Consider the following 22,120-nt stretch of genomic DNA (forward strand, 5'->3'; position numbering starts at 1 on the left):
CCTTTACCCCACCGTTTCAATTTCGAACGGGACCAGGCCATCGAGGCCGTAGTCCTGATATTCCGGATGCCCCATTTCCGCATAGATCAGGCGGCCATCACGTAGCTCTCCTGGCCACACCGCCACGACACGCCGGGCATGGGCGTGGCGCTTGAGCAGATCCAGCGGATCGAGCTTGAGCGACTGATCGAACAGCAGCTCGATGTTGTCGAGCAGGAGCAGATCGCCGCCCGCAGACTCATCGGCCAGTTCCCGCATGGCGACGTTGGCCTGGAGCGCCCGCTGCCGCAGCGGCAGCGCCGCGAGGCGCTTTCCCAGCGCGGCTCCGACATTCATTACCTTCGCACTGCGCCGATTGGCCAGCGCGGCCATGAGTGCGGTCTTGCCGCACCCAGGGTGCCCAACAAGCAGGATTAACTTGCTGTGCAGGGCCGCGATCTCGTCTACCAGACGGTCCAGTCGTGTAAGCATCGGGCTGCCCTTCACCCTTTCTCGCCACGAGGTCCGCCACGACCTTCTTCGCCCTGGGCTTCCGCCGTCTGCCTCTTGATCCACTGGTCGATTTCCTGGCGCTGGAATCGCCACGTTCCACCGACTTTGAAGGCGGGAATCTTCTTCGTCGCCGCCAAGCGATAGACCGTGCGTTTGCCCACCTTGAGGTAGGCCGCCACTTCATCGAGGGTGAATATCTCTCCAGTGTCTTCTTTCATCGCTTCCTCACCCGGTACCGGGACAGGGGCCGGTGATGATGGTAATCTTGGCAAGGATACGGCAAACTTGTGCATCTTTGAACAGCCAAACGGCAGGAGGGGGGATGATCGACCCGGCAAGCCAGGCCCAACTGAAGGAGGCCATCGCGGACTGCATCGGCACCGACCAGGGGGTGCTGGACGCGCTGCGGGAAGAGATCCGCCCTCTGAAGAGTGCCACGCGCCGCATCCAGCCGCGTGCCACGACGTCGATCTCGCTGGTCGGCACCGATGGCGGCAACAACCAGCTTCAGTTCGACCCCTTCCTGATCCAGCTGGTCCGGGTGGTGGATAGCAGCAACAACGAGTACTGCCTGGAGGCGGTCTCGCCCACAACCCCCGTCCAGAAGCTCAACGAGCGTCAGTTCGCTGCGGACGGGTCGGCGCGGACGGCACTGGGCGAAATGATGGCCTTTCTGGGTGTGGCCAGCCTGCCGGCGCTCTCCCACATGATTCGGCCAACCGATAAGGGGAAGCCGGTTTCGCCCAGCTGGGTGCAGGTCTACAGGGAACTGGTCGAGTGGGCGATCTTGTTCGCCATCCTGAAGAAGGACTTTGGTACCGACACCTTGATCATTTGCGACGGGCTACTGCGCAGCAAGGTCTTCGCCAAGGACCTGTTCCAGAGACTGCTCCAGGGCATGAAGGACCGCATCGAGGCGCAGTGGAGCAAGAGCCGCCGTCGGGTATACCTGGCTGGCGTGGCCAAACACAGCAAGGTGCTTTCACGGTATCGCCTCGCTATGGCACTGGAAGGCGTCCTTCAGACCGACTATCCGGCCTACGTGGAGGTGCCGCGCGAGGTGGAGGAACAGGCCTACGTCTGGTCGGAATTCGCGCGAGGCGATGACCGCGCCGGTGAGGGTGGAGAGATCAACAAGTTCGTCGGCGGCAAGATGTTCCTGGTGAAGTTCGGTTCACACCGCCGCGACCCAGTGTGGCCGGTGGACATCTTTGTGCCCCAAGTCGGAGAGTCGCAGACCATCCTCGGCTCGATGCTCGCCGACGCGATCAACGGCTTCCCGGTGCCGCACTATCCGCGTTGCCTGCAAAAGGCACATGAAAACGCAGCCCTGGTCGATTTCGATTTCGACATCCTGCAGGACTTCATTTATGAGGGTGTGCGATCGAGTCTCGGTGGTGACGCGGGGACTTTGGACGCGTTTCAACTACAGGACGCCGACCCAGCGCAACGCCGGTACGGATGAGGGGGAACAACATGGCAGAAATCCAACTTTTTCCCAGGGACCAAGTCGTCGGCATTTTCCGGGGCTTCCAGCAAGGGGGCATGGAGTTCCACGCCGACCTGGTGTTGCCGTATCGGAACGAGTTCCAGAACATCCCGATGCATGGGCAGTTCCTTCTCGTCCAGTTGGAGACGCCCGATGAGGCGGTGTTGGGCCGCATCGCCTCTTTCTCCTCAGAGGGCAAGCTGTCTTTCGGCTCCGGCGAGGAGTTCAACATCCGCGCGGTCCGCGAGGATCGGCCGATTCCCGAAGATCTGCGTGAGCAGTACCTGAAATACCGGGTGAACATCCGTGTTCTCGGTGTGCTGCGGCGAAATGGCAAAGGGCTGACCTTCGTTCCCTCGCATCGCCGGCTCCCCCATGTTGGCAGCAAGGTGGCATTTCCGAACGACGACGTGCTGCGGGAGATCGCCGGTCACAACATCGATGGGGCACCCATCGGCCATCTGGCCTTCGGCGAGTACATCTACGCCGCGGGCAGCAAATCACTCCAGGCGCAAGAATGGATGCAGGTGGTCGATCCCGAGGTATTGGTCCGCTTCCCGATCGAGTCACTGGTATCTCGCCGCAGCTTTATCTTTGCCCGAGCGGGTTTCGGCAAATCCAATCTCAACAAGCTGCTCTTCTCGAAGCTCTACGAGACGACGCCCTTCGTCACAAAACGCGCTGGCAAGCAGGTCCCCGTGGGCACGGTGATCTTCGATCCAGATGGTGAATATTTCTGGCCTGACGACAAGGGCCGTCCGGGGCTGTGCGATGTCCCCGCGCTGGAGGACAAGGTCGTCGTCTTCACCGACAGGAAAAATCCGAGTCCTTTCTACCAGTCGTTCGTGGCTGGCGGCATCAAGCTGGATATTCGCCGCCTACGCCCAGGAGACGTGATTTCGATCGCGCTCGGACCAGAACGTCAGGAACAGCAGAACGTCCGGAAACTTCGAGGCCTGCCCCAGGAGCGCTGGGAGAAGCTCGTAAATCTCATTGATGAAACCGGCAACTCAACGCCATTGGAGGATGTTGCCAAGCTGCTAGACCTTGAATACCCAAAGCAGGACGCCGAGGCTCTGGCCGCCCGGGCCAATATGACATCGATTGTCCGGATGCTGCACGACAAGAGCAGCCAACTCATGGACATGCTGGTTCACGCGCTCTCCGAGGGAAAGTTGTGTGTCATTGACGTTTCCCAGATGCGCGGCGGCCAGTCACTGGTGCTCTCGGGTCTCATCCTTCGCCGCATTTTCGATCGAAACCAGCAGGAATTCACCGCGGCCGATCCAAAGACGATCCCAACGATCGCAGTCGTCGAAGAGGCCCAATCGGTGCTGAACGAAAGCGCACCGGCTGCCGAGCCGTACATCGCCTGGGTGAAGGAAGGTCGGAAGTACGATCTGGGCGCGCTGCTGATCACCCAGCAGCCGGGCAGCATTCCTGTCGAGATCCTCAGCCAGGGCGACAACTGGTTCATCTTCCACCTGTTGTCCGCGGCGGATCTCACGTCCCTGAAAAGAGCCAACGCCCATTTCAGTGACGATTTGTTGAGCTCGCTACTCAACGAGCCCATTCCAGGCCAGGGTGTGTTTTGGAGCTCGGTGGGAGGCAAGCCCTATCCAGTCAGCCTCCGCGCCCTGTCGTTCGAGAAGATGTTCTCGATGCGGGACCATGACTACAACCAGCCAGCCGGTCACACCTACGCCCAAACGCTGCGCAGCACCTTCTCCGGGATGAGGCAGATCGCGACGACAGCGCGCGTTCCCGAAGCCGAGGGTGCAGGCACTTTGTTTCCTGCAGAGGCCGAACACGAAGAAGCCGAGCCGGTGGACGTCATGGCAAACATCGAGCAGCGGGCAATCGACGCCCTGCGGGCCGATGCCAAGCTGATCGCAAAAATCGAATCCACCGATGGAGCCGCATGGGGCTCCATCAAGGCGTTCTTCCTCGATCAACTGCCCGAGCACTTGGATGACAGGGATACCCTGGCCTTCCGGCTGGTGAAGAAGGCGCTTGACCATTTCTATGGCCCACAAGACCAGGGGTGGGAGCAATACCGCCATCCGACCCGCAACACTGCCTACGTCAGAAAGAGGAGCTAGGCAGTGTCCACCGCACAAACGGCTCTGAACGGAATTTGCCCCTACTTCACGATGTTCCCGCTCGACTTTCCGCTCAACATCCTGAAGCGGAGAGCACAGGCAGGTGATGTAGTGCTTGATCCTTTCTGCGGCCGGGGCACCACCAATTTCGCTGCACGACTTGTCGGCCTCCGTTCCCTTGGGGTGGACTCCAGTCCGGTTGCTGCAGCCATCACGGCCTCCAAGCTCGCGACGACCACCGTTGATGACATCCTTGCCGAGGCACGCAGGATTCTGACCGAACGTGAAGCGCGCCACATCCCGACCAGCGAGTTCTGGCAATGGGCGTTTCACCCGACCGTGCTGGACGCGCTGTGTCGATTCCGGGAGGCATTCCTGGAGGACTGCACTACGGATGCCCGCATCGCGCTCCGCGGCATCGTCCTGGGTGCGCTGCATGGCCCGAAGCAGAAGTCCTTCCCGAGCTACTTCTCCAACCAATGCCCCCGCACCTACGCCCCCAAGCCTGCCTATGCGACACGCTTCTGGCAGGGGCGAGGGCTTGAGCCTGACCCCATCGATGTCTTGGCCGTGATTGAACGGCGGGCGAAGCGCTACTACGCAACGTCTTCCGACATCACGGGAGCCGTGCGATTGGCGGACAGCCGGGAGGCCGAGGCGCTCCAGCCAGACACGCCGGAAGCTCGGTTCGACTGGGTGATCACGTCGCCCCCGTACTACGGCATGAGGACCTATATCCCCGACCAGTGGCTGCGAAACTGGTTCGTGGGAGGCCCCGACGCTGTCGACTACACCAATCGCGATCAGGTCGTTCATTCGAGCCCTGAGGACTTTGCGGCCGATCTGCGTCAGGTATGGCGCAACGCGGAGAACGTGTGCGCGGAAGATGCCAAGATGGTCATCCGGTTCGGTGGCATCACGGACAGGCGCGCCGACCCGCTCGACCTCATCAAGAGATCCCTCAGTGACAGCGGCTGGCGCATCACCACAATCAGGGAGGCTGGGTCTGCCACAGAAGGCAAGCGCCAGGCGGATGCCTTCCTGCGCACCAAGTCCAAGCCGATGGTCGAGTACGACGTTTGGGCGACCAGGCAGTAGTTCGGGTGCGTCGGGTAGATCGTGGGTGCCAGGTGCCCGAAGCGGACGCTGGTTCAATTCAGGATTCGGGAATCGAACTGGCGGCCGATTTGAGGTACTTGGCGGATGCCGACGCTGGCAGGAACTGATACGATTGCCGGCAGCAGGGGCTGGGTTCCGCGCCGTTCCGCAGGAGTTCGCAGCGACTCTAAGGCGCTGAGTTACCCGGGTTTGGCACTGGCTGCCGCCCCACCACCACCATTCCACGCCCAACCTCTGTCGGTTGGGCGTTTTCATTTCCGTGCTCCGCGACACCACGCGGGGTTCGGCGCCGTTCTGCATGTGTCACGCGGTAGTGACGCGGCGTCCGGAAGTCGTCCGGTTGGACTCTCTTTCGCTCTCCGTTCTCTCGAAACCGGCGTCAACTTCTTCGCCCCAGCACACGCAGGCGGCTTTGTGCGTCAACGCTTTGCACGTGTGTCACGGGCATCGGTTGTCCATCGTGCTTGGATGACCAAGGCATCAGGCCGGCGCAGGACTCGACGCCGCCGCGCAGGGCATGGCGTACAAGCCCGCACGCTGCTGCGTGACCACGAGGGCGCGGTAGGCGAACAGCGCCCCCTCGGCCTCGATCTTGCCCTTGTCGCGCGCCTTGACCTTGAACACGTCGATGGGCTTGGCGCTCTCAAGTCCCGCACGTTGCATGACCTGCTCGGCCGTGCGCGGCTCGCCTCTGAACGACCACAGGGCCTTGAACACCGCGGCCTGCGCCTCGGTCAGCCGGATCGGTCCGTGTGGCCAGTCGGTCAAGGTCACCCAGCGGAAATCCGCCGAGAACGGCCCATGCACGGCCGCCGCGGGATCGAGGGGCTGCGGCGCGGGCGGCTCACCCGGCAGGCCGATGAACGCGATGCCGCCACCGTAGAGGGTGAAGCGATCTTCCAGCGCCCACCACTGCACGCCCGGCCCGAAGGGTGCGCCGCGCGTCTCGCGGGGCTTGGGCGTGATCACCCGAAGGTCGCTCCCGGCCACGCGCACCCGATCCAGCAGCGCCGGCTCGCGCCACAGGCGAACGATGTCGCGTGCCAGCAGCACCGGCGAGCGCCGGAAGTCGCCCAGCCGCCACACGCCGTCGCCGAGGTCGTCGATGCCGTCGCGGCTCTCGATCGCAAGCGCCAGGCGCAGCTTCTGGCGCAGCCAGTCCTCGTTCAGCCGCAGCGATGTGCCGTCCTGCGGCGAGACCGGCACCGGCCCGCAGTCCGGGCAGCGGCACAAACGCCCGCCGCGCCCGTCGCCGAGCACCGGTGCCCGATGCAGCGCGCAATGCGGGCACAGCACGCAGGATTGATCGGTCACCGCCGCCTGGATCGCGCGGCCCAGGTGCGGCAGAAGCGCCACTTCGCGCGGCGACAAGGTGGCGCGCAGCACTGGTGTGCCCGCGGCGAACAGCCGGCAGAGGAACTGCCAACCCTCGTGCGCCGACATCTCACGCGCCCTCGGGCGTCGTCGCCCCCACCGTGCCCGTGGCCAAGGGCGCTTCGTGTGCGCTCAAGGTCTGGCCGGGGCGCAGGATGCCGATGCGCACCAGGTAGCGTTCCAGCTGCGCTTGCAGCCTGGGATCGAACTGATGCAGGTTGAGTCGCCCGCGGCTCGTGACCTCGATGGGCACCACGCGGGCGCGGGTGCGTCCCGGCTCCGGCGGGTAGTACAGGTTGATCTGGGCGGCCAGCACCGTCCAGCGGCCCTCCAGTGGCGCGGGCAGTTGTTCGCGCAGCAACTCGTGCACCGAACGGTGGCGGCTGGCCTGCATGGCGGTGCACTCGATCTTGAGCTCGCCGTCCGGGCTCAGCAGCGCCAGCGACTTCAGCTGCACCAGCGAGAAGCCGTCCTCGAACACTTCGGGCACGTCGAAGCCCGTGCGCAGCGCCGACAGATCCAGCGCCGGGGCCTTGATGCGCTCGGGCGTGGCCTGGACCCCGAGCACATGCTCGGCGAAGGCCTGCACCAGCATCTGCTGCACCTTGTGGCCGCCGCGCACCAGGGTGCGCACCACGCCCGTGGCCTCGGCGTACTCCAACACCATGTGGATGTTGGGATTGCCCACGCGCTGCTTCAACACCACGCCCTCGAACTCCAGCCGCAGCATGGCCAAGTCTTTGACGTGCACCGTCAGCAGATGGATGCCGGGGCCCGGGTCACCAGATAGGCCACACACCCCTCGCCGCACTGCCGCTCGCGCTGGTAGTAGGCCGAGATCGCCTGACGCAAGCCGGCCAGGGCCGCGTCCATCCCGATCGGGCGGCGCCGCACCCCCAGGTTGAACTGCTGCGCCTGGGCGCTGTGGTGCGCCCAGAAATCGAGATCGCTGGCGCGCTCGAACAGCGCCCGGTGCCGCACGTACAGCCAAAACGACCGATGCAGGTCGCTCTGGCAAAAGGTGAGTCCCGTCAACACGGCCGGATCGTTCACCGCGGCCTCGAACATCGCCTGGCTGCCCGCGGCATCGCCGAGTGCGACGCTGGCCATCAGCTCGGCCGTCAGCCGGTCACGTGCCGCCGTGTCGCCCCAGGCCTTGATGGCTTCGATCACGTCCCGATTGGGTGGCCCGTCCGGCTGCGGCTCGGGCGCAGGCGGCTCCGCCAACCCGTGGCTGGCGAGGAACTGGTGCAGGGTCTCGTCCGGCGGCAGCGCCAGCAGCACGTCGACATAGGTCTTCTTCATCGCGTCTCGGTCCTTTCCCTGAGGTGGCGTCGGAGGTCTGCGGACCGAGGGTTCGGGCGCGCGGGCCGGCGACAGTTGACTGAACTCGAATCACGCAGAAGTAAGGCAGCGTGATACAGCGCGATTGTGTCCCTGCGTGGTCCGCTTGTCAAACTACATGGCACATCTGGCGGCATTTGGTATCACAGGGCTATACTGTCCGACCGCATTCCAATACTTCCCGTGATTCGAGACAGGACATCGCCATGGCTTCCACATTCGGATCTCGCCTGCGGCGATTTCGCGAGGCGAAGAAACTGACCTTGCAGCAGGTGGCCGATGCGGTCGGCTGCACCAAGGCCTACATCTGGGAACTGGAGATGAAAGAGGGGCAGCGCCCCTCGGCCGAGCGCGTGCAGGCGCTGGCCAAGGTGCTGGGCGTGACCATGGAGGACATCATGGGCGAGCCCCTGCCTGCAGCGCCCGAGGCCAGCCCCGAGGACGTGGCCTTCTTCCGCGCCTACGCCGGCATGCGCGAGGACGAGAAGGCCCGCGTGCGCCAGGCCTTGAAACTCATCTTCCCGGACAAAGACCTGCCGGAGCCCAAGGGATGACTTCGGCGCCGCCGCTCACCGGGTCGATCGCCGCCAGCAGGCTGCATCACTGGCTGCGGGCCTGGTATGCGGGAGCGGTGCCGGAGGCGGTCGATCTCGATGTCGTGCGGCAGATGCTGCCGAGCACGCCCTTCGGGGCAGGGGTGCGCGAAATCCGCCCGCCGGTGCCGTTCGACGACGCGGCCTTCGAAGGGATGCTGGCGCGCGATCCCACGGACCCCGCCGTCTGGGGCATCGCCTACAACGGCAGCGTCAGCCCCGAGCGTCAGCGCTTCACCATCGCGCACGAGCTCGGGCATTTCGTGCTGCACCGCGATCGGCAGCCGCGCTTTGGCTGCGACAAGGAGAGCGTCTACTCGGGCCACGAGACCATGCGCCAGATCGAGCGCGAGGCCGACGACTTCGCCGCCAACTTGCTGATGCCCGGCGACCTGCTGCGCCAATGGACGGCCAACCGGCGCATCGATCTGCACGTGCTCAGTGCGATTGCCCAGCGCTTCCAAGTCTCGTTCGAGGCGCTGTGCATCCGCTTCATCAAGTACACCGGCGAGTGCGCCATCCTGGTCTACTGGGACAACGGCTATGCGAAGTACGAGTGGCGCAGCAGCAGTGCCGTGAAGACCCGGGCGCGCATCCGGCGCACCGACGATCCGCAAGAGCCCCTGCCCGGCACGCTCGCCGCCGACGCGAGCGTCGTGCAGGCGTGGGAGGGAGTGGAAATGTCCGCCGCGATCTGGTGTCCGGAAGAAGCGCCCTACATGAAGCTGCGCGAGTTCAAGCACAGCTACGGCGCGAAGGATCGCGTCCTCACTCTCCTGCTACTGGAGGGCGCCGAGCCGCGCTCTTGGGATCGGTCTTTGCAGCACGACGAAGCCCCCAACATCTACGACCAATATCCTGGGAACGGCAAGAATCCGGGCTTAACGCTCGGAAACTTGTCCGTTCGTGATCGACAAAATAGCGCAGATTGAAGGAGATTGCAGTGCAAATAACCGAAAAACCGATTGCGGTCGAAAAGTCTGACCAGTTCCGTCAGACAAGCAAGGTGCGCGCGCCGCGCAACCGCACATTGACCATTGGCAACGATGAAAAGGCTGCTCTTTTAGATCAGACAATTTCCCTTTCTCGTCCGGTAAGTGTGGCAGAGATCGAGGGGCGAGTCATCCATCAAGACATCTTCGAGTGCGCTGGCAATTTGCCAGACTCATTTATTGATCTGCTTATTATCGACCCCCCTTACAATCTAAACAAGGTTTTCGGCGGTACCAAATTCTCCAGGGCGAGCCCAAAAGACTATGAAGAGTGGCTAAATGCATGGCTAAGTAAGCTCGTCCGTTGTCTTAAGCCTACTGCATCAATCTACGTCTGCTGCGACTGGCAATCGTCTGCATCTGTTCAGGCTGTATTGCAGAGTCACTTCATCGTAAGGAATAGAATCACTTGGGAGAGAGAAAAAGGACGAGGGGCGAGCGCGAATTGGAAAAACTGCTCGGAGGACATTTGGTTCTGCACAATGTCCAAGGACTACTTTTTCAACGTCGAGGCCGTAAAGCTCAAAAAGAAGGTCATTGCTCCCTACCGAGATAAGTCGGGCGCTCCTAAGGATTGGCAGGAAACTGATTCCGGTAACTTTCGCCTAACACACCCTTCTAATCTTTGGACTGATATCTCAATCCCATTCTGGTCGATGCCGGAGAATACCGACCACCCCACGCAGAAGCCAGAGAAACTACTTGCGAAGCTAATCTTGGCGAGCTCGCGTCAGGGCGATTTCGTTTTCGATCCATTTCTAGGATCTGGCTCAACATGCGTGACCGCCAAGAAGCTCGGACGCCGGTTTAGCGGGGTAGAGATAGAGGCTGATTACTGTTGTATGGCCGTCAAGCGACTAGCTCTTGCAGAGGCTGATCGAAGTATCCAGGGATACCGCGGAGGTTACTTTTGGGAGCGGAACAGCCTCAGCGAGCAGAAGTTCGAGAAAAAAAGGAGCACTTCTTCAGAAATGAGCGGAGAACTCTTCGATGAATAACGCCCTACTAAAGCAGTTGATCGAATTTATATCAAAGCACGACGGAATCGGTGACAAGGCCAAACTTACAGCCCTTGTGAATAAAGAATTTGTGCTGACGCAGGATCGATCTGTCTACTATCGGCCTGAGTTCGCCATCCGTTTCAGCTCTGCCCAGAGCGAGAGCTTCAGCAATACCGTCCTATCACTCTCAAATCTCCAGAAGGTGGATGATAGGCCTTTTCTTGTGTGCCTCATCACCCCGAGAAAAAACTACCTCCTGCTTGCAAACTCCACATTCCTGCGGAAGATTAGTCACAGTTCACAAGAGCTGCGTGAAAACAATATTCGCGGAAGCTTCAACGGCTCCGACATCATGCGTGACTTTGAGGGGATTTCCAATGTTCCTGCCAATTTTGAACGACTCTATAACATTCACGCGGGGATAGGGTTCGATGGCAACCTGCTTCGCTTAGTTGAGGCAACAAACAACATAAGTCCAACGGGGAAGAAGTACATGGTGTCGGCTGCCGCGCGGATAATCATATTAGATGCGCCGACAAGAGCATTGAAGTTCACGGCTTCCCCCGATTTTCTCGAACTCAAACGCGACCTTGATGAGAAGGTTGATCGCTTTCGTAATGAAATTCTGCTCGCTGCATTGATCGAGAATGTCAATGTTCGCGGCCGCATCATCGAATATCTAATCGCCGGCGAAGACGAGAGGTTGCGGCAAGATCTTGTCGCCGCTCTGCGAGACCGTGGGAAGGGCCTGCCACAAGTCAAGACTGAAAACGCACTAGGGGACTACGCGCGTGCATTTGAGCAGTTTTCAACAGAAACCGATGTCAAGACCAAGATTATGATCTTGGACTCAAACCCAAAAGCTTACAACTTAGATAAGATGCTCGAATTCTTAGCGACACCAAAGTCTGTATTCATGTTTTACTTTGTTGGTGTCGATCCGCACAGAATTGTCAACACAGTACTTGTTTCGATGTTTCAAAAGAGACTGCTCAGCTCGACTATCCTGCTGAAGCACTGGGCCGGAAGAAACTCTCGCGGGGTTTCGCAGTTTGAGGGTAAAACAATTGGAAGTCTGATTCTCTCGCCCGACAATGATATTGATATGGGGATGGCGTCGAGCTTTTTGGAAAAGATCATCGATCTGTAGCCCGTGAGCGGGCCCTCCAATAAACCCACTGTTGCACTTGGTGCTTGACACCGTGTGGAGAAAGTGCGTCGCCCAACGAGGGCCGAATATCAACACGCGATTTTCGCGGGGGCATACTGCGAGAACATGAATCCAACGGTGTGCTCGTAAGTTCCCGATCTCCACCGGTTGACATTCGTCGCAGCCCTTCCTAACCCTCGCAAACCCGTTACGCGAAGCCCTTCGGGTTCCTAGCATTAAGAGCGTTTTCCATCGAAACGCTTGCCATGCACGAACTCGAACCCACCTCCACCATTCCTGCCACCAGCCGCCCCCGGCACGCGCACCAGGAAGTCGTCGACCTGCTGGCCGCAGGCCTACTGCGGCTGCGCGCCCGCGGCGCAGTCCCTGCCCTCGGCACCAGAGAGCAAGTTGACCTTGGCTTCGTCGGCCAGGAGCGCGTGAATGCGAACCCCGATGACCACGAAGGAGTTCGCCCATGACGGCACACGCAACCCGCGCCGACGCCAAGACTCTCGCCGCCCGCATCGCCCAGCTGCCGGACCTGCCGATGGACAGCCTCTGGGCGCTGTGGGACGAGCACTTTGACGAGCGCCCCAACCACCACCATCGCACCTGGATCGAGAGCCGCCTGGCCTATGCGATGCAGGCGCGTGTCTTCGGCGGCTTGAGGCCCTTCACGCGCCGCCGACTCGAAACCATTGGCGAGACCGGCCTCCTGCCGCGTCCGCTGCAGCGGCAGGCGAACCACTTGCTGCTGGGCACGGTGCTCACCCGCATGTACGACGACGTCGAGCACCGCGTGCTGGTGCGCGGTCCCTTCGACTACGAATACCAGGGGCAGCGCTTCAAGAGCCTGTCGGCGGTGGCGCGCCACATCACCGGCACCCAATGGTCCGGGCCGGCGTTCTTCGGACTGAAGTCCGGCGACAAGGGGAAGGAGCCGGCATGAGACCGAACCGAACCCTGCTCACGCCGGCCGCTGCCCTCACGGTGAAGAAGCGCTGCGCCGTCTACACCCGCAAGTCCACCGACGAAGGGCTGGAGCAGGAGTACAACAGCCTGGAGGCGCAGCGCGATGCGGGCCTGGCCTACATCGCCAGCCAGCGCCATGAAGGCTGGATCGCCGTGGACGATGGCTACGACGACGGCGGCTACTCCGGCGGCAACCTGGAACGCCCGGCGCTCAAGCGGCTGTTGGCTGACATCGAGGCCGGCCGTATCGACATCGTGGTCGTTTACAAGATCGACCGCCTCACCCGCAGCCTGGCGGACTTCGCCAAGCTGGTGGAGGTGTTCGACCGCAACGGCGTCTCTTTCGTCTCGGTGACGCAGCAGTTCAACACCACGACCTCGATGGGGCGGCTCACGCTCAACATCCTGCTGTCTTTTGCCCAGTTCGAGCGCGAGGTCACCGGCGAGCGCATCCGCGACAAGATCGCCGCCAGCAAGGCCAAGGGGATGTGGATGGGCGGTATGCCGCCGCTGGGCTACGACGTCGTCGATCGCAAGCTCGTCGTCAACGAACGCGAGGCGGCGCTGGTGCGCGACCTCTTCCGGCACTATGCCGAGCACGGCTCGGCGGCGCGGCTGGTGCGGGAGATGGCCATCGAGGGACACACCACCAAGGCCTGGGTGACCCAGGGCGGCCACCGGCGCACCGGTCGCCCCATCGACCAGCAGTTCCTGTTCGCGCTGCTGCGCAACCGCATCTACCTGGGCGAGATCCGTAACCGTGGCGTGTGGTACCCCGGCCAGCACGAGGCCATCGTGCCGCAGGAACTGTGGGAGGCGGCCCACGCCTTCATCGAACGGCGCAAGCAGGCTCCGCGCGAGCACCGCGCCAAGCATCCGGCCCTGCTCGCCGGCTTGCTGTTCGCCCCGGACGGGCAGCGCATGCTGCACACCTTCGTCAAGAAAAAGAGCGGACGCATGTACCGCTACTACGTGCCCTATCTGCACAAGCGGCGCAATGCCGGCGCCACGCTCGCACCGGACGCCCCCGACGTCGGGCACCTGCCTGCGGCCGAGATCGAGAACGCGGTGCTCGCCCAGATCCACCAGGCGCTGTCGGCCCCTGAAGTGCTGATCGGCACCAGGCGGGCCTGCCAGCGCCACCCGGCAGGCGCCGCACTCGATGAGGCCCAGGTCGTCGTGGCCCTGCGGCGCATCGGTGCGGTATGGGCGCAACTGTTTCCGGCCGAGCAGCAACGCATCACCCGCCTGCTCATCGAGCGGGTGCAACTGCATACCCACGGCCTGGACATCCTCTGGCGCGAGGATGGCTGGCTCGGCCTGGGCGCCGAGGTGGCCGGCCATCCGCTTGTCGAGGAGATGCGCGACATCCCGCAGGAGACCTGCGCATGACGACCGAACGCCCCACCGGCGCGACCAACCCGCGGCTCAAGTGCGTGCGTATCGAGGTCGGCGCGGATGCGCGCAGCTACGTCAGCGGCGATCGGCGCGTGACCCTGGTGCCCTTGACCATCAAGCGCCGGCAGAACCGCAAGCTGCTCATCCCGCCGCCGCGGGAGTCGATGCCGCAGTCGGGCGGCCTGGACGAGCCGATGATCAAGATGCTGGGCAAGGCCTTTTACTGGCAGCGCCTGCTCGACGAAGGGCGCTACGCCACCGCCACCGATCTCGCACGCGCCCTGCGGCATGAACCCGGCTGGGTGGCCGAGGTGCTGCGGTTGACGCTGCTGGCGCCCGACATCGTCGAGGCCATCCTCGAAGGCCGCCAGCCGCGGCCGTTGAACCTGCAGACCCTGCGGGGGCGGCACGAGCTGCTGCCGCGGGATTGGAACGAGCAGCGCCGCGCGTTGGGCTTTGCGGTGCAGACGCTCACGGATTGAGGCGGCACGCCTTCTCTGCCACGGCGGGCCGCGTGCCCGCTGTTCATTTTGAGCGCCCGGTCGAATGGCGAACCCGAAGTTCTTCGCCGGTTCGCCATTCGGTCCCTCCAAGGTTCGCCATCGCACGCCTGAAATGACGCCACCGATTCCTCAACCGCGTCATAGGAGGCTTGCATGCCGACAACGGCCTACCCACTCGCCCGATCGCCCGTGCCGGCGATCGATGCCCTCAACCCCGGCGATCGCCGGGTCCTCAACGAAAACGAGCTCGCGCAGCGCTGGGGCTTGAGCCCCAAGACGCTGCAGCGCTGGCGCAGCGAAGGGCGCGGTCCGCGCTATCTGAAGCTGTCCAAGCGCGTGAGCTACCCGCTGGAAGCGGTGATCGAGTTCGAGCACGCGGCGCTGCACGACTCGACCTCCGAGCGCAGCCTGCGGTGAGGAGGTCAGCCATGAACGACCTCACGCTCTACCCCGCCGATCTGGCCGCGCTGTCGGTGGCCCAACTCGCCGCCTTGCCGCCCGAGCAGAAGGCCGAGATCAGCCGCAACCTGGACGAAGCGCTGACTTGGCTCAAGCAGGCGCGCGCCAAGTTCGATGCCGCGCTCGATGCCGCCTACGGCGAGGAGGCCCGCGCCGCGCGCCTTGCGGCCGGCAAGGACTTCGGCGTCGTGCATCTCACCGACGGCGCGCTGCGCGTGACCGTCGATGTCCCGAAGCGCGTGGCCTGGGACCAGGCGCAGCTGTCGCAGATGGCCCGGCGCATCGCCGCCGCCGGCGAGCGCGTCGAGGACTACCTCGATGTCGAGTACTCGGTGTCCGAGTCCCGCTTCCACCACTGGCCGCAGGCGTTGCAACGGCAGTTCGAGCCGGCGCGCACGGTCAAGCCCGGCAAGCCGACGTTTCGGCTGACCTTGACCTCGGAGGACTGAACCATGCCCACCGAACTCATGCCGTTCGATTTCGAGGGCCGGCCGATCCGCGTGGTGACGGACGCCCAGGGCGAGCCCTGGTTCGTCGCGGCCGACGTGTGCGCAGCCCTGCACCTGCCCGAGACCCACAAGGCGGTGGCCCGCCTGGACGACGACGAAAAGGCCCGGAATTCAATTCCGACCCCTGATGGCGAGCAGGAGATGACCGTCGTCAACGAGCCGGGGCTCTACAGCCTGGTGCTCGGCAGCCGCAAGGTTGAAGCCAAGCGCTTCAAGCGCTGGGTCACGCACGAGGTGCTGCCGGCCATCCGCAAGACGGGCCGCTACACCGCGCGCCACGCCTCGCCGGCCCTGCCTACCCCCACCCAAGACCGCGTCGCCTCGATCCTGCTGATCGGCGAAGCCGTGGCCAAGGTGCCGGGAGTCAAGCCCGGCATCGCGATGGCGGCCACGCTCACCTGCATCCAGGAGAACACGGGGCTGGCGATCGAGACGCTGCGCCGCGCGCTGCCAGCCGCCGTTGATCCGATCTGCTCGCTCAACGCCACCCAACTCGGCCAGTTGCTGGGTCTGTCGGCCAAGGCCACCAACCAGCGCCTGGCCCAGCACGGCCTGCAGTGGCGCAACGAGCGCGACGAGTGGGAGCTGACCGAAGCCGGCAAGTCCTGGGCCGAGGCGATGCCGTACGCCCGCAACGGGCACAGCGGCTACCAGATTCTCTGGAGCCCTCAGGTGGCCGAGCGGCTGAAGGAGGTGGCGTGATGACAACCCGTCACCCTCTGACTTTTTTCTCTTGGCAAGCAAATGGCCGGGCTGTGCTCGGCGCGCTGTGGCATGGCATGGCATGGCGGGCAGGCCGCGACAAGGCCCAAGCGAACTGCGCGACCTGCTGGAAGCCTGGCGCGATGCCCGCCGCACGGCCTGGCAGACCGCCGTCAAGGTCATCACCACCGGCATCCTGGCCGCGCTGCTGGTGGGCGCTGCCATCAAGTTGAAGCTCATGGGAGGCGGCCAATGATCGAGACCCTGCACGGTGGTCTCCTGGGCGGGGCCTTCCGTCTGGTCCCCGAGGTTTTGAAGTGATCGGACCGCAAGGGCGAGCGGGGTCACGAACTCGCCATGCAGGACAAGGCGCTGGAGTTCGAGAAGCGGCGTGGCGCCCAGCGTATGGCCGAGATCGGCGCGGGTGCGGACGCCACGTGGAACACCGGGGGCCATCGAGGCCTTGCGGGAGTCGGTCGCCGCCCAGGGCCAGCGGTCCCGCGTCCGCTGGGCCGATGCGCTGTCGGTCAGCGTCCGCCCCATGATCACCTGCTGGTTCAGGGCGCTGTATTGCGCCGCCAAGACCGCTACCTCAGTGGGTGCGATCAGTGGCGGCGCCGACTGAGGTGCCGCGGTTTTTCACACTTGGACCGCGGCCGAAGGCTACCTGGCTGCCGACTCCAAGACGGCGCAGAACGCGAAGCCGCGCCACCGCCCGGCGCTTGCACCGAACCCGGAGGGACGGCTCGTTGCAATCGTGGACTTCACCTTCAACCTTGGTCGGGGCGCCTCCAGACATCGACGCTGCGGCGGCGGGAAAGTGCTTCCGGAACTTGTCAACAGGCGATTCGCTGAAAGCGATCTGATCCAGAGCCCGGACTCAGGCGCTCTGAAGCGCACGGCGTAGCGACGCTGAAACCTCCCGGACGTGAGATTGGCCGCCGATGTACTTCGAGACCCTGATGTAGCCGTTGCTCTCCATCAGGTTGAGAACGAAGTCGATGAAGGCCACGGGCTTGTTCACCCTTGCAGCTAGTTCGCGATTCTGTCGAACGTTCTCGTTCACCAGCAGGGCGGCGATCTGATTCACAGTGCCTTGGTAGTCATCGACGTACGCTTCGGCGAACTTCAGGAAACCGAGGTCGGTCAGTACGACATGCAACGCTCCGATGACCTTTCTGACCCTGATGAAGTCGTGCCGCTTGAGAATCTCCAGCGAATCGAGCAGCTCTTGCTGCGGGACGTCTCGCAGAATCGGTTCGGCTTTCAGCCGGTCCCATTCCACCAGTCCTGCGCCCTCGTCGATCTGTCTCCGAGCGATTACACGGATGACCAGATCATCGACACGCGACAACCCTGCGATCAGCGGCGCAGGACCGGCGAAGCGCGCTGGCGGTGCACCGAGCGCCGGCTTGTCGGTCACATCGAAGATGACCGACAAGATTCGCTGCAGGCTCTCGCCGTAGTCGTCGAGGTTGTCGATCTTCTGCCAGACCGTGGATCGCAGCGCCTCCGGAACATCGCAGTCGTCGATGACGACGGGGATCAGCTTGGTCCCGCGGCTGATCCGGTTGACCACGGATGCATTCAGCTCTTCCCGGACCCAGGGCTTCCGAACGCTCGTCGCGGACAAGACGATCACGACTGCACGGGCTTCCCTGAGTCCTTCCTCGAAGATCTTGTCCACGAGGCTGTCGCCCGGCTTCATCTCCCACTGATCCAGCCACGCGTCCACGCCGTTCTCACGCAGGCGCCTTGCGAAGTCGACCACGAAGCGAGCCTTGTCCTCGCTCGCGTGGCTGACAAAGACCTTGGGCGCCGTCATTCTCCAGCCTCGAACTCGGCGTTCTTGAACTTCAGCACGTTGCAGTTTTCTTTCACGGCGCGCTGCAGCCCATCGTCGAACCCGGTGGCCGACTCGGCCTGGATCTCGATGGCGATCTTCACCTTCACACTGGGGCGCAGGGTGAACTGCTGGACGACCTCGTCGACCAGATCGGCGAACTGCTTCTTCGCCTGGAACGGGTCGAGCTCGATGCTGCCGTAGAACTGCTTCTTGGTTGTCTGCCCCGCAGTGGCACCACCTGTGGCATAGCCACCCTTGGCCGAGTCCTCAGCGAGAGGCGTGCCGCCACCGGCGGGAATCGTCGTCGTGGCTGCACCTCCGCCAGCCTCGGCAACCTTGTTCCGAGAAGCTTCTTCCGCGTAGGCCGCCGCGGTAACCGGCTCGATCAGCAGCAGCGATGCATCCAGAATGGGCGAGTAGCGCTTGCCGTAGCTGAATCCGACGTAGCGGCCATCCTCCTTGCCCTGCGCGAAGCCGAAGAAGTCGCGGCTCTCCGCGCCCGCGGCCAGCGTCATCTGGAAGACGGTGTCGTCCTTCAGGCGCGGCAGGTAGAGCTGCTGGCAGCTCTGCTGCCAGACGTTCAGGGCGCTGGTCTCCTTGACGTCGTCCTTCCAGAACCAGTCCTTTAGCACCTTGGCCAGGTGGATCGGCGCCCACTCACTGATGAGCAATTCGTTCTCCTTGAGCACGCGCTCGATTTCCTGCGACCAGTTCTGTGCGCCGGGGTTGAGCTGGAAGTGTTCCCACCGCAGCTCGGAAAGGCCTTTGCCGGGGCGCGCCTCCTGCATCGGAGCCAGCAGCCACTTGTAGGTCTCGCGAATCATGCGGCGCACGGTCTCCTCGGCCTGCTCCAAGCTGGCGTTCGCCTGCTTGGCCATCAGGTTGTCGAGGACGATACGGTTGTCCTTGTAGTCGGCAACGATGCTGCGCCATGCCAGGAACGAGCGCACATGGTCCTTCAGCCGGCTCACGCTGTCGTAGTCGGCGGCCAGGAAGATCAGCCGGTTCTGCTTGAAGCGGGGCTGGTCGCCGCGCTTCTTCAGGATCTCGGTGGCGCGGTCTAGCCCTAAGCTCTGGCCGCTCTTGCTGAAGGCGGCGTCGGGCGGCAGCACCACCAAACGCAGCGCCCAGTCGTCGGGCACGTCGCCGCTGTCGGTGAAGACGTGGATGCCGCCGAACACCCCGCTACTGAGGCCGCGCTGCATGCGCTCGCGGATCGTTGGGAACACGTCCTCCCTGTCCTGAAAGCGGCGCTTGCGCTCCTCCATCTCACGCCGCAGGTTTGGCCGGGTATCGAGCCAGAACCGGTTGTTGGCGTGGTTGAGGTAGTGCAGCCGGTCGGTCAGACGCCTGAGCGCATCCTTGAACACGCTGATCTGCTGACCCGGCTGGATACTGCCCAAGATCACGCGCTCCAGCTCAAGGCCCCGCACCAGCTGGTTCGTGGTGCTGGGCGCGCTGCCCAGAAACACTGTGCGAGCCGACCTGCGGCAAGCCTGCACGGCTCCGAACCGGGTGTCCCTGTTCTCGATCTCGGTGGTCTCGGCGCGCTCGCCATCCACGTCGCGTTCGATCACCGGGTCCCACCCCTGCGGCAGGTAGTAGACGGCCTCGTTGCGCACGTCGGCGTCGTACAGCGGCAGGCTGCCCGGCATGATGAGCGGGTCGTTGTTGCCGTCCTTCCACAGGCGGTGGATGACCTTGGCCATCATTTTCAGCACACCGCGGGTGCGCTGGAAGTTGTCCAGGGTCGACCAGTCCTCATACAAGCGGTCGAACACCTCGGGGTGGATCGGGTAGGCGTGCACCAGCCGCTCGAAGTAGCGGCTCTCCTGCGTCTCGGCGGGCAAGTCGTCGCGGTGGGCGGTGTAGAAGTCGGCAAACGCGCGGCACACCGATTCCATCGCCAGCTTGTCGTTGATCGAGGCGAACAGCCGCCGCCGCACGATCTCGAACGCTTCCTCGGTGGCCACCGGCTTCCACAGCGCCTGCACGCGGCCGAAGTAGTGCGCCAGCGCCTCCAGCGCCTTCACGCCGCGCTGGCTGCCGGCTTCCTTGTCTGATTCGGGCAGTGATGCCAGCAGCACGGCTGTGGGCACGGCCTTCAGTGCCTCGGTCAGCGCCTGAACGAACGACAGGTTGGAATCGAACGTCCCCCCGGTGAGTGTCTTGCCCTCTTCGAACTGGCGCACGTACGCCACCAGCTCGTCGATCAGGATCACGCAAGGGGCACAGCGGGCCAGCAGCGTCTCCAGAACCGCCTTGCCGGGCGACGTGCCCGAGGCATCCGCATCGGCCACCAGGGCGTAGCCCTCCGCGCCACCCAGTTGCCACGCCAGGTCGCCCCACAGCGTGCGCACTGTCTGGCCATCGCGCTGCGCGGGCTGGTTGGGCGAAGACTTGATGCCGTCCAGCACCGCAATGCGGGCGCGCGGCAGCTCGGTGATCTGCGCCGCATTCAGGATGTCGCCCAAGCCCTGCAGATCGCTGGCCGGCACCTCGCCCTTGGCCATGTGGTACACGGCCAGCATGGTGTGCGTCTTGCCGCCGCCGAATGCGGTCTGCAGCTGGATCACCGGGTCGCCGCCCTTGCCTGCCAGGCGCTTGACCACGGAGTCGAGCAGCAGGCGCATCCCCTCGGTGATGAAGGTCCGGCTAAAGAACAGCGACGGGTTCTGGTACTCGGCCGTGGCGGTGCCCGCGTGCACGCGCCACAGATCCGCCGCGAACTCGGCCTGCTGGAACGTGCCCTTGAGCACGTCTTCGTGTGGGATGGCGATCTCGCGCCAGGGTTTCAGACTCATGCTTCTTGCTCCGTGCGAGCGGCATAAATCGTCAAAACCAGCTCGCTGTCATCGTTCATACGGTATTCGGGGCGCTTACCCGAGAGAGCTTCGCTGCGCGCGAGGATGATCGACACACCTTCCCCACGCTTGTCCATGAGGTGGCTGCGATGCTGCGCCAGTTCGTCATCCCCCACCGGGCAGCGCGCCAAGAGGCTGGTCAGGGCTTCATTGCGGGCGGCCTGCCGGAATGGCAGGCTCTCTGGGGTCATGGTGTTGGGCAGCATGCCCGGCGAATACAGCTCCAGCCGATCGGCAAACAACCGCAGTCGTACCTTGGCTCCTGCCATCGAATAGTCGCGGTGCGCCACCGCGTTGACCACCGCCTCAAACACAGCGGTCATGTCGTACTGGGGCATGTCCACCCGTCCGCCGTGGGCACGCTTGAACGCGGCCACCTGCATGTTCTTGCGCACGAAGGCGCAGGCCAGACGAATCTGTTCATCCAGCGGGCCGGTGATGTCCCGAGCGTCCCTCTGATAGACCGATTCCCCTTCGGGAACGACGGTGGTACCCGCATAGGCGACGGCCTGAATCAAGGCGCCGGGCAGATAGCGGTGCGGTTCGCGGCTGGCCATCAGCAGGCCCGCCACGGTCGGTCGCCAAACATCCTGCTCGTCTTGAGCTGCCATGGCCAGCTTGCCGAGCAATACTTCCGGTGCATCGGCGCTTTGGGCCGGCGCGAAACGCCGCCACAGGACCTCGTCCAGATCGGTGAGCGTGGCGCGCGACACGGGGGTCTCGTCGAAGCGGATCAGCCGCGACTGGCTGCGCTGCTGGAACAGACGCGCCAGATGATCCGGGGGCATGGGGCGTTTCGAGGAACCCACGCGATGGAAGTACCCTCCCGGGCTCTGGTGCACGAACAGACTGCGCGCCACTTCCACCCGCAGCACCGGCTGCTCCGCCCCCGCCGAATCGGGCAGCGTCATGCGCTCGATGACCGGCGCCAAAGGCGGTTTCACCGAATCCTCGCAGGCCTGCCGCACCAGCGCCTCCACCGCATCCAGCCGTTCCAGCGGAATGCCCAGCACCTCGCGGGCGCGGTCTTCCACGCCGAGCAGCAGCACCCCGCCGGCGCTGTTGGCAAAGGCGGCCAGTTCGTCCGCCAGATCCTCCTGCCCAGGGCCGCGCAGCTTGCCACCGGCGAACTTGACCTCCTTCAGTTCCAGGAAGCTGTCCTCGCCCAGGCGAATCTTCTCGATCAGTTCCGCACGTGTGCCCAGCAT

At 63.7% G+C, this 22,120-nt stretch carries 24 protein-coding genes; 16 read left to right on the plus strand and 8 right to left on the minus strand.

The annotated features are described in order from the left end of the window. Window positions 1-3: 3 nt before the first annotated feature. Window positions 4-471: a BREX-3 system P-loop-containing protein BrxF gene (brxF, locus tag H156_RS0108100; protein WP_026597600.1), complete on the minus strand. Its 468-nt coding sequence runs from the start codon at window positions 469-471 to the stop codon at window positions 4-6. Window positions 472-482: 11 nt separating this feature from the next. Further along, entirely contained in the window at window positions 483-710 is a 228-nt protein-coding gene (mads1, locus tag H156_RS0108105; RefSeq protein ID WP_017365795.1) for a methylation-associated defense system helix-turn-helix domain-containing protein MAD1, read from the minus strand. Between the two features lie 104 nt (window positions 711-814). Here mads1 and H156_RS0108110 point away from each other — a divergent pair, with 104 nt between their 5' ends. From H156_RS0108110 to H156_RS0108120, 3 genes are read left to right on the plus strand one after another with little or no spacing between them, the layout of a single operon-like run. Next, entirely contained in the window at window positions 815-1,957 is a 1,143-nt protein-coding gene (locus H156_RS0108110) for a hypothetical protein (protein WP_017365794.1), read from the plus strand. 11 nt (window positions 1,958-1,968) lie between these two features. Next, the gene (locus H156_RS0108115) at window positions 1,969-4,083 is read left to right on the plus strand and encodes an ATP-binding protein (protein ID WP_017365793.1); all 2,115 of its coding nucleotides are present in this window, start codon (window positions 1,969-1,971) and stop codon (window positions 4,081-4,083) included. Between the two features lie 3 nt (window positions 4,084-4,086). Then, window positions 4,087-5,181, plus strand: coding sequence for a DNA methyltransferase (locus H156_RS0108120; RefSeq protein ID WP_202948232.1), 1,095 nt, complete (start codon window positions 4,087-4,089; stop codon window positions 5,179-5,181). 501 nt (window positions 5,182-5,682) lie between these two features. On the opposite strand, the gene H156_RS0108125 is transcribed toward H156_RS0108120, so the two are convergent. The 3 genes from H156_RS0108125 to H156_RS17345 are packed head-to-tail and all read right to left on the minus strand — an operon-like array spanning window position 5,683 to window position 7,881. Then, window positions 5,683-6,645, minus strand: coding sequence for a hypothetical protein (locus H156_RS0108125; protein WP_017365791.1), 963 nt, complete (start codon window positions 6,643-6,645; stop codon window positions 5,683-5,685). A 1-nt stretch (window position 6,646) separates the two neighbouring features. Then, window positions 6,647-7,375, minus strand: a complete 729-nt coding sequence (locus H156_RS17340) for a hypothetical protein (RefSeq protein ID WP_202948231.1) — start codon at window positions 7,373-7,375, stop codon at window positions 6,647-6,649. Then, window positions 7,330-7,881: a hypothetical protein gene (locus H156_RS17345; protein ID WP_017365789.1), complete on the minus strand. Its 552-nt coding sequence runs from the start codon at window positions 7,879-7,881 to the stop codon at window positions 7,330-7,332. Before H156_RS17345 ends, H156_RS17340 begins: the two co-directional genes overlap by 46 nt. Window positions 7,882-8,126: 245 nt before the next feature. Between H156_RS17345 and H156_RS0108135 the strand changes: the two genes are divergently transcribed. From H156_RS0108135 to H156_RS17510, 13 genes are all read left to right on the plus strand, one after another. Next, window positions 8,127-8,474, plus strand: a complete 348-nt coding sequence (locus tag H156_RS0108135; protein ID WP_017365788.1) for a helix-turn-helix domain-containing protein — start codon at window positions 8,127-8,129, stop codon at window positions 8,472-8,474. After that, window positions 8,471-9,445, plus strand: coding sequence for an ImmA/IrrE family metallo-endopeptidase (locus H156_RS0108140; protein ID WP_017365787.1), 975 nt, complete (start codon window positions 8,471-8,473; stop codon window positions 9,443-9,445). The genes H156_RS0108135 and H156_RS0108140 overlap by 4 nt, the downstream gene beginning before the upstream one ends. Window positions 9,446-9,456: 11 nt before the next feature. Next, window positions 9,457-10,503 carry a DNA-methyltransferase gene (locus H156_RS0108145; protein WP_202948230.1) on the plus strand — a complete coding sequence of 349 codons (1,047 nt, stop codon included), beginning with the start codon at window positions 9,457-9,459 and terminating at the stop codon, window positions 10,501-10,503. Beyond that, window positions 10,496-11,656 (plus strand): hypothetical protein, encoded by a 1,161-nt coding sequence (locus H156_RS0108150; protein WP_017365785.1) that lies wholly within the window; start codon window positions 10,496-10,498, stop codon window positions 11,654-11,656. Before H156_RS0108145 ends, H156_RS0108150 begins: the two co-directional genes overlap by 8 nt. Before the next feature lie 266 nt (window positions 11,657-11,922). Further along, window positions 11,923-12,138, plus strand: a complete 216-nt coding sequence (locus H156_RS0108155) for a hypothetical protein (protein ID WP_017365784.1) — start codon at window positions 11,923-11,925, stop codon at window positions 12,136-12,138. Next, on the plus strand, window positions 12,135-12,608 hold the full coding sequence (locus tag H156_RS0108160; RefSeq protein ID WP_017365783.1) for a DUF2924 domain-containing protein: 474 nt from the start codon (window positions 12,135-12,137) through the stop codon (window positions 12,606-12,608). Before H156_RS0108155 ends, H156_RS0108160 begins: the two co-directional genes overlap by 4 nt. Then, on the plus strand, window positions 12,605-14,023 hold the full coding sequence (locus tag H156_RS0108165) for a recombinase family protein (protein WP_017365782.1): 1,419 nt from the start codon (window positions 12,605-12,607) through the stop codon (window positions 14,021-14,023). Before H156_RS0108160 ends, H156_RS0108165 begins: the two co-directional genes overlap by 4 nt. Beyond that, window positions 14,020-14,511, plus strand: a complete 492-nt coding sequence (locus tag H156_RS15955; protein WP_017365781.1) for a hypothetical protein — start codon at window positions 14,020-14,022, stop codon at window positions 14,509-14,511. The genes H156_RS0108165 and H156_RS15955 overlap by 4 nt, the downstream gene beginning before the upstream one ends. Before the next feature lie 174 nt (window positions 14,512-14,685). Continuing rightward, window positions 14,686-14,949, plus strand: coding sequence for a helix-turn-helix transcriptional regulator (locus H156_RS0108175; RefSeq protein WP_017365780.1), 264 nt, complete (start codon window positions 14,686-14,688; stop codon window positions 14,947-14,949). 11 nt (window positions 14,950-14,960) lie between these two features. Next, on the plus strand, window positions 14,961-15,440 hold the full coding sequence (locus H156_RS0108180) for a hypothetical protein (protein WP_017365779.1): 480 nt from the start codon (window positions 14,961-14,963) through the stop codon (window positions 15,438-15,440). Between the two features lie 3 nt (window positions 15,441-15,443). Continuing rightward, window positions 15,444-16,202, plus strand: coding sequence for a BRO-N domain-containing protein (locus H156_RS0108185; RefSeq protein WP_017365778.1), 759 nt, complete (start codon window positions 15,444-15,446; stop codon window positions 16,200-16,202). Between the two features lie 67 nt (window positions 16,203-16,269). Then, entirely contained in the window at window positions 16,270-16,458 is a 189-nt protein-coding gene (locus H156_RS17245) for a DUF6127 family protein (protein WP_338009791.1), read from the plus strand. 135 nt (window positions 16,459-16,593) lie between these two features. Beyond that, window positions 16,594-16,827, plus strand: a complete 234-nt coding sequence (locus H156_RS17510; RefSeq protein WP_238536885.1) for a hypothetical protein — start codon at window positions 16,594-16,596, stop codon at window positions 16,825-16,827. 255 nt (window positions 16,828-17,082) lie between these two features. Here H156_RS17510 and H156_RS0108200 read toward each other — a convergent pair whose 3' ends face one another. The 3 genes from H156_RS0108200 to H156_RS0108210 are packed head-to-tail and all read right to left on the minus strand — an operon-like array spanning window position 17,083 to window position 22,120. Continuing rightward, window positions 17,083-18,027, minus strand: coding sequence for a toll/interleukin-1 receptor domain-containing protein (locus H156_RS0108200; RefSeq protein ID WP_017365775.1), 945 nt, complete (start codon window positions 18,025-18,027; stop codon window positions 17,083-17,085). Beyond that, window positions 18,024-20,852, minus strand: coding sequence for an ATP-binding protein (locus tag H156_RS0108205; protein ID WP_017365774.1), 2,829 nt, complete (start codon window positions 20,850-20,852; stop codon window positions 18,024-18,026). Before H156_RS0108205 ends, H156_RS0108200 begins: the two co-directional genes overlap by 4 nt. Continuing rightward, the gene (locus tag H156_RS0108210; protein ID WP_017365773.1) at window positions 20,849-22,120 is read right to left on the minus strand and encodes an ATP-binding protein; all 1,272 of its coding nucleotides are present in this window, start codon (window positions 22,118-22,120) and stop codon (window positions 20,849-20,851) included. Before H156_RS0108210 ends, H156_RS0108205 begins: the two co-directional genes overlap by 4 nt.

It is taken from the genome of Methylococcus capsulatus str. Texas = ATCC 19069 (assembly GCF_000424685.1).
Lineage (GTDB): Bacteria > Pseudomonadota > Gammaproteobacteria > Methylococcales > Methylococcaceae > Methylococcus > Methylococcus capsulatus.

Coding starts and splice junctions, on each gene's coding strand:
- brxF (WP_026597600.1), bottom strand. CDS start 471: ATGCTTACACGACTGGACCGTCTGGTAGACGAGATCGCGGCCCTGCAC.
- mads1 (WP_017365795.1), bottom strand. CDS start 710: ATGAAAGAAGACACTGGAGAGATATTCACCCTCGATGAAGTGGCGGCC.
- H156_RS0108110 (WP_017365794.1), top strand. CDS start 815: ATGATCGACCCGGCAAGCCAGGCCCAACTGAAGGAGGCCATCGCGGAC.
- H156_RS0108115 (WP_017365793.1), top strand. CDS start 1,969: ATGGCAGAAATCCAACTTTTTCCCAGGGACCAAGTCGTCGGCATTTTC.
- H156_RS0108125 (WP_017365791.1), bottom strand. CDS start 6,645: ATGTCGGCGCACGAGGGTTGGCAGTTCCTCTGCCGGCTGTTCGCCGCG.
- H156_RS17345 (WP_017365789.1), bottom strand. CDS start 7,881: ATGAAGAAGACCTATGTCGACGTGCTGCTGGCGCTGCCGCCGGACGAG.
- H156_RS0108135 (WP_017365788.1), top strand. CDS start 8,127: ATGGCTTCCACATTCGGATCTCGCCTGCGGCGATTTCGCGAGGCGAAG.
- H156_RS0108140 (WP_017365787.1), top strand. CDS start 8,471: ATGACTTCGGCGCCGCCGCTCACCGGGTCGATCGCCGCCAGCAGGCTG.
- H156_RS0108150 (WP_017365785.1), top strand. CDS start 10,496: ATGAATAACGCCCTACTAAAGCAGTTGATCGAATTTATATCAAAGCAC.
- H156_RS0108155 (WP_017365784.1), top strand. CDS start 11,923: ATGCACGAACTCGAACCCACCTCCACCATTCCTGCCACCAGCCGCCCC.
- H156_RS0108160 (WP_017365783.1), top strand. CDS start 12,135: ATGACGGCACACGCAACCCGCGCCGACGCCAAGACTCTCGCCGCCCGC.
- H156_RS0108165 (WP_017365782.1), top strand. CDS start 12,605: ATGAGACCGAACCGAACCCTGCTCACGCCGGCCGCTGCCCTCACGGTG.
- H156_RS15955 (WP_017365781.1), top strand. CDS start 14,020: ATGACGACCGAACGCCCCACCGGCGCGACCAACCCGCGGCTCAAGTGC.
- H156_RS0108175 (WP_017365780.1), top strand. CDS start 14,686: ATGCCGACAACGGCCTACCCACTCGCCCGATCGCCCGTGCCGGCGATC.
- H156_RS0108180 (WP_017365779.1), top strand. CDS start 14,961: ATGAACGACCTCACGCTCTACCCCGCCGATCTGGCCGCGCTGTCGGTG.
- H156_RS0108185 (WP_017365778.1), top strand. CDS start 15,444: ATGCCCACCGAACTCATGCCGTTCGATTTCGAGGGCCGGCCGATCCGC.
- H156_RS0108200 (WP_017365775.1), bottom strand. CDS start 18,027: ATGACGGCGCCCAAGGTCTTTGTCAGCCACGCGAGCGAGGACAAGGCT.
- H156_RS0108205 (WP_017365774.1), bottom strand. CDS start 20,852: ATGAGTCTGAAACCCTGGCGCGAGATCGCCATCCCACACGAAGACGTG.
- H156_RS0108210 (WP_017365773.1), bottom strand. CDS start 22,120: ATGCTGGGCACACGTGCGGAACTGATCGAGAAGATTCGCCTGGGCGAG.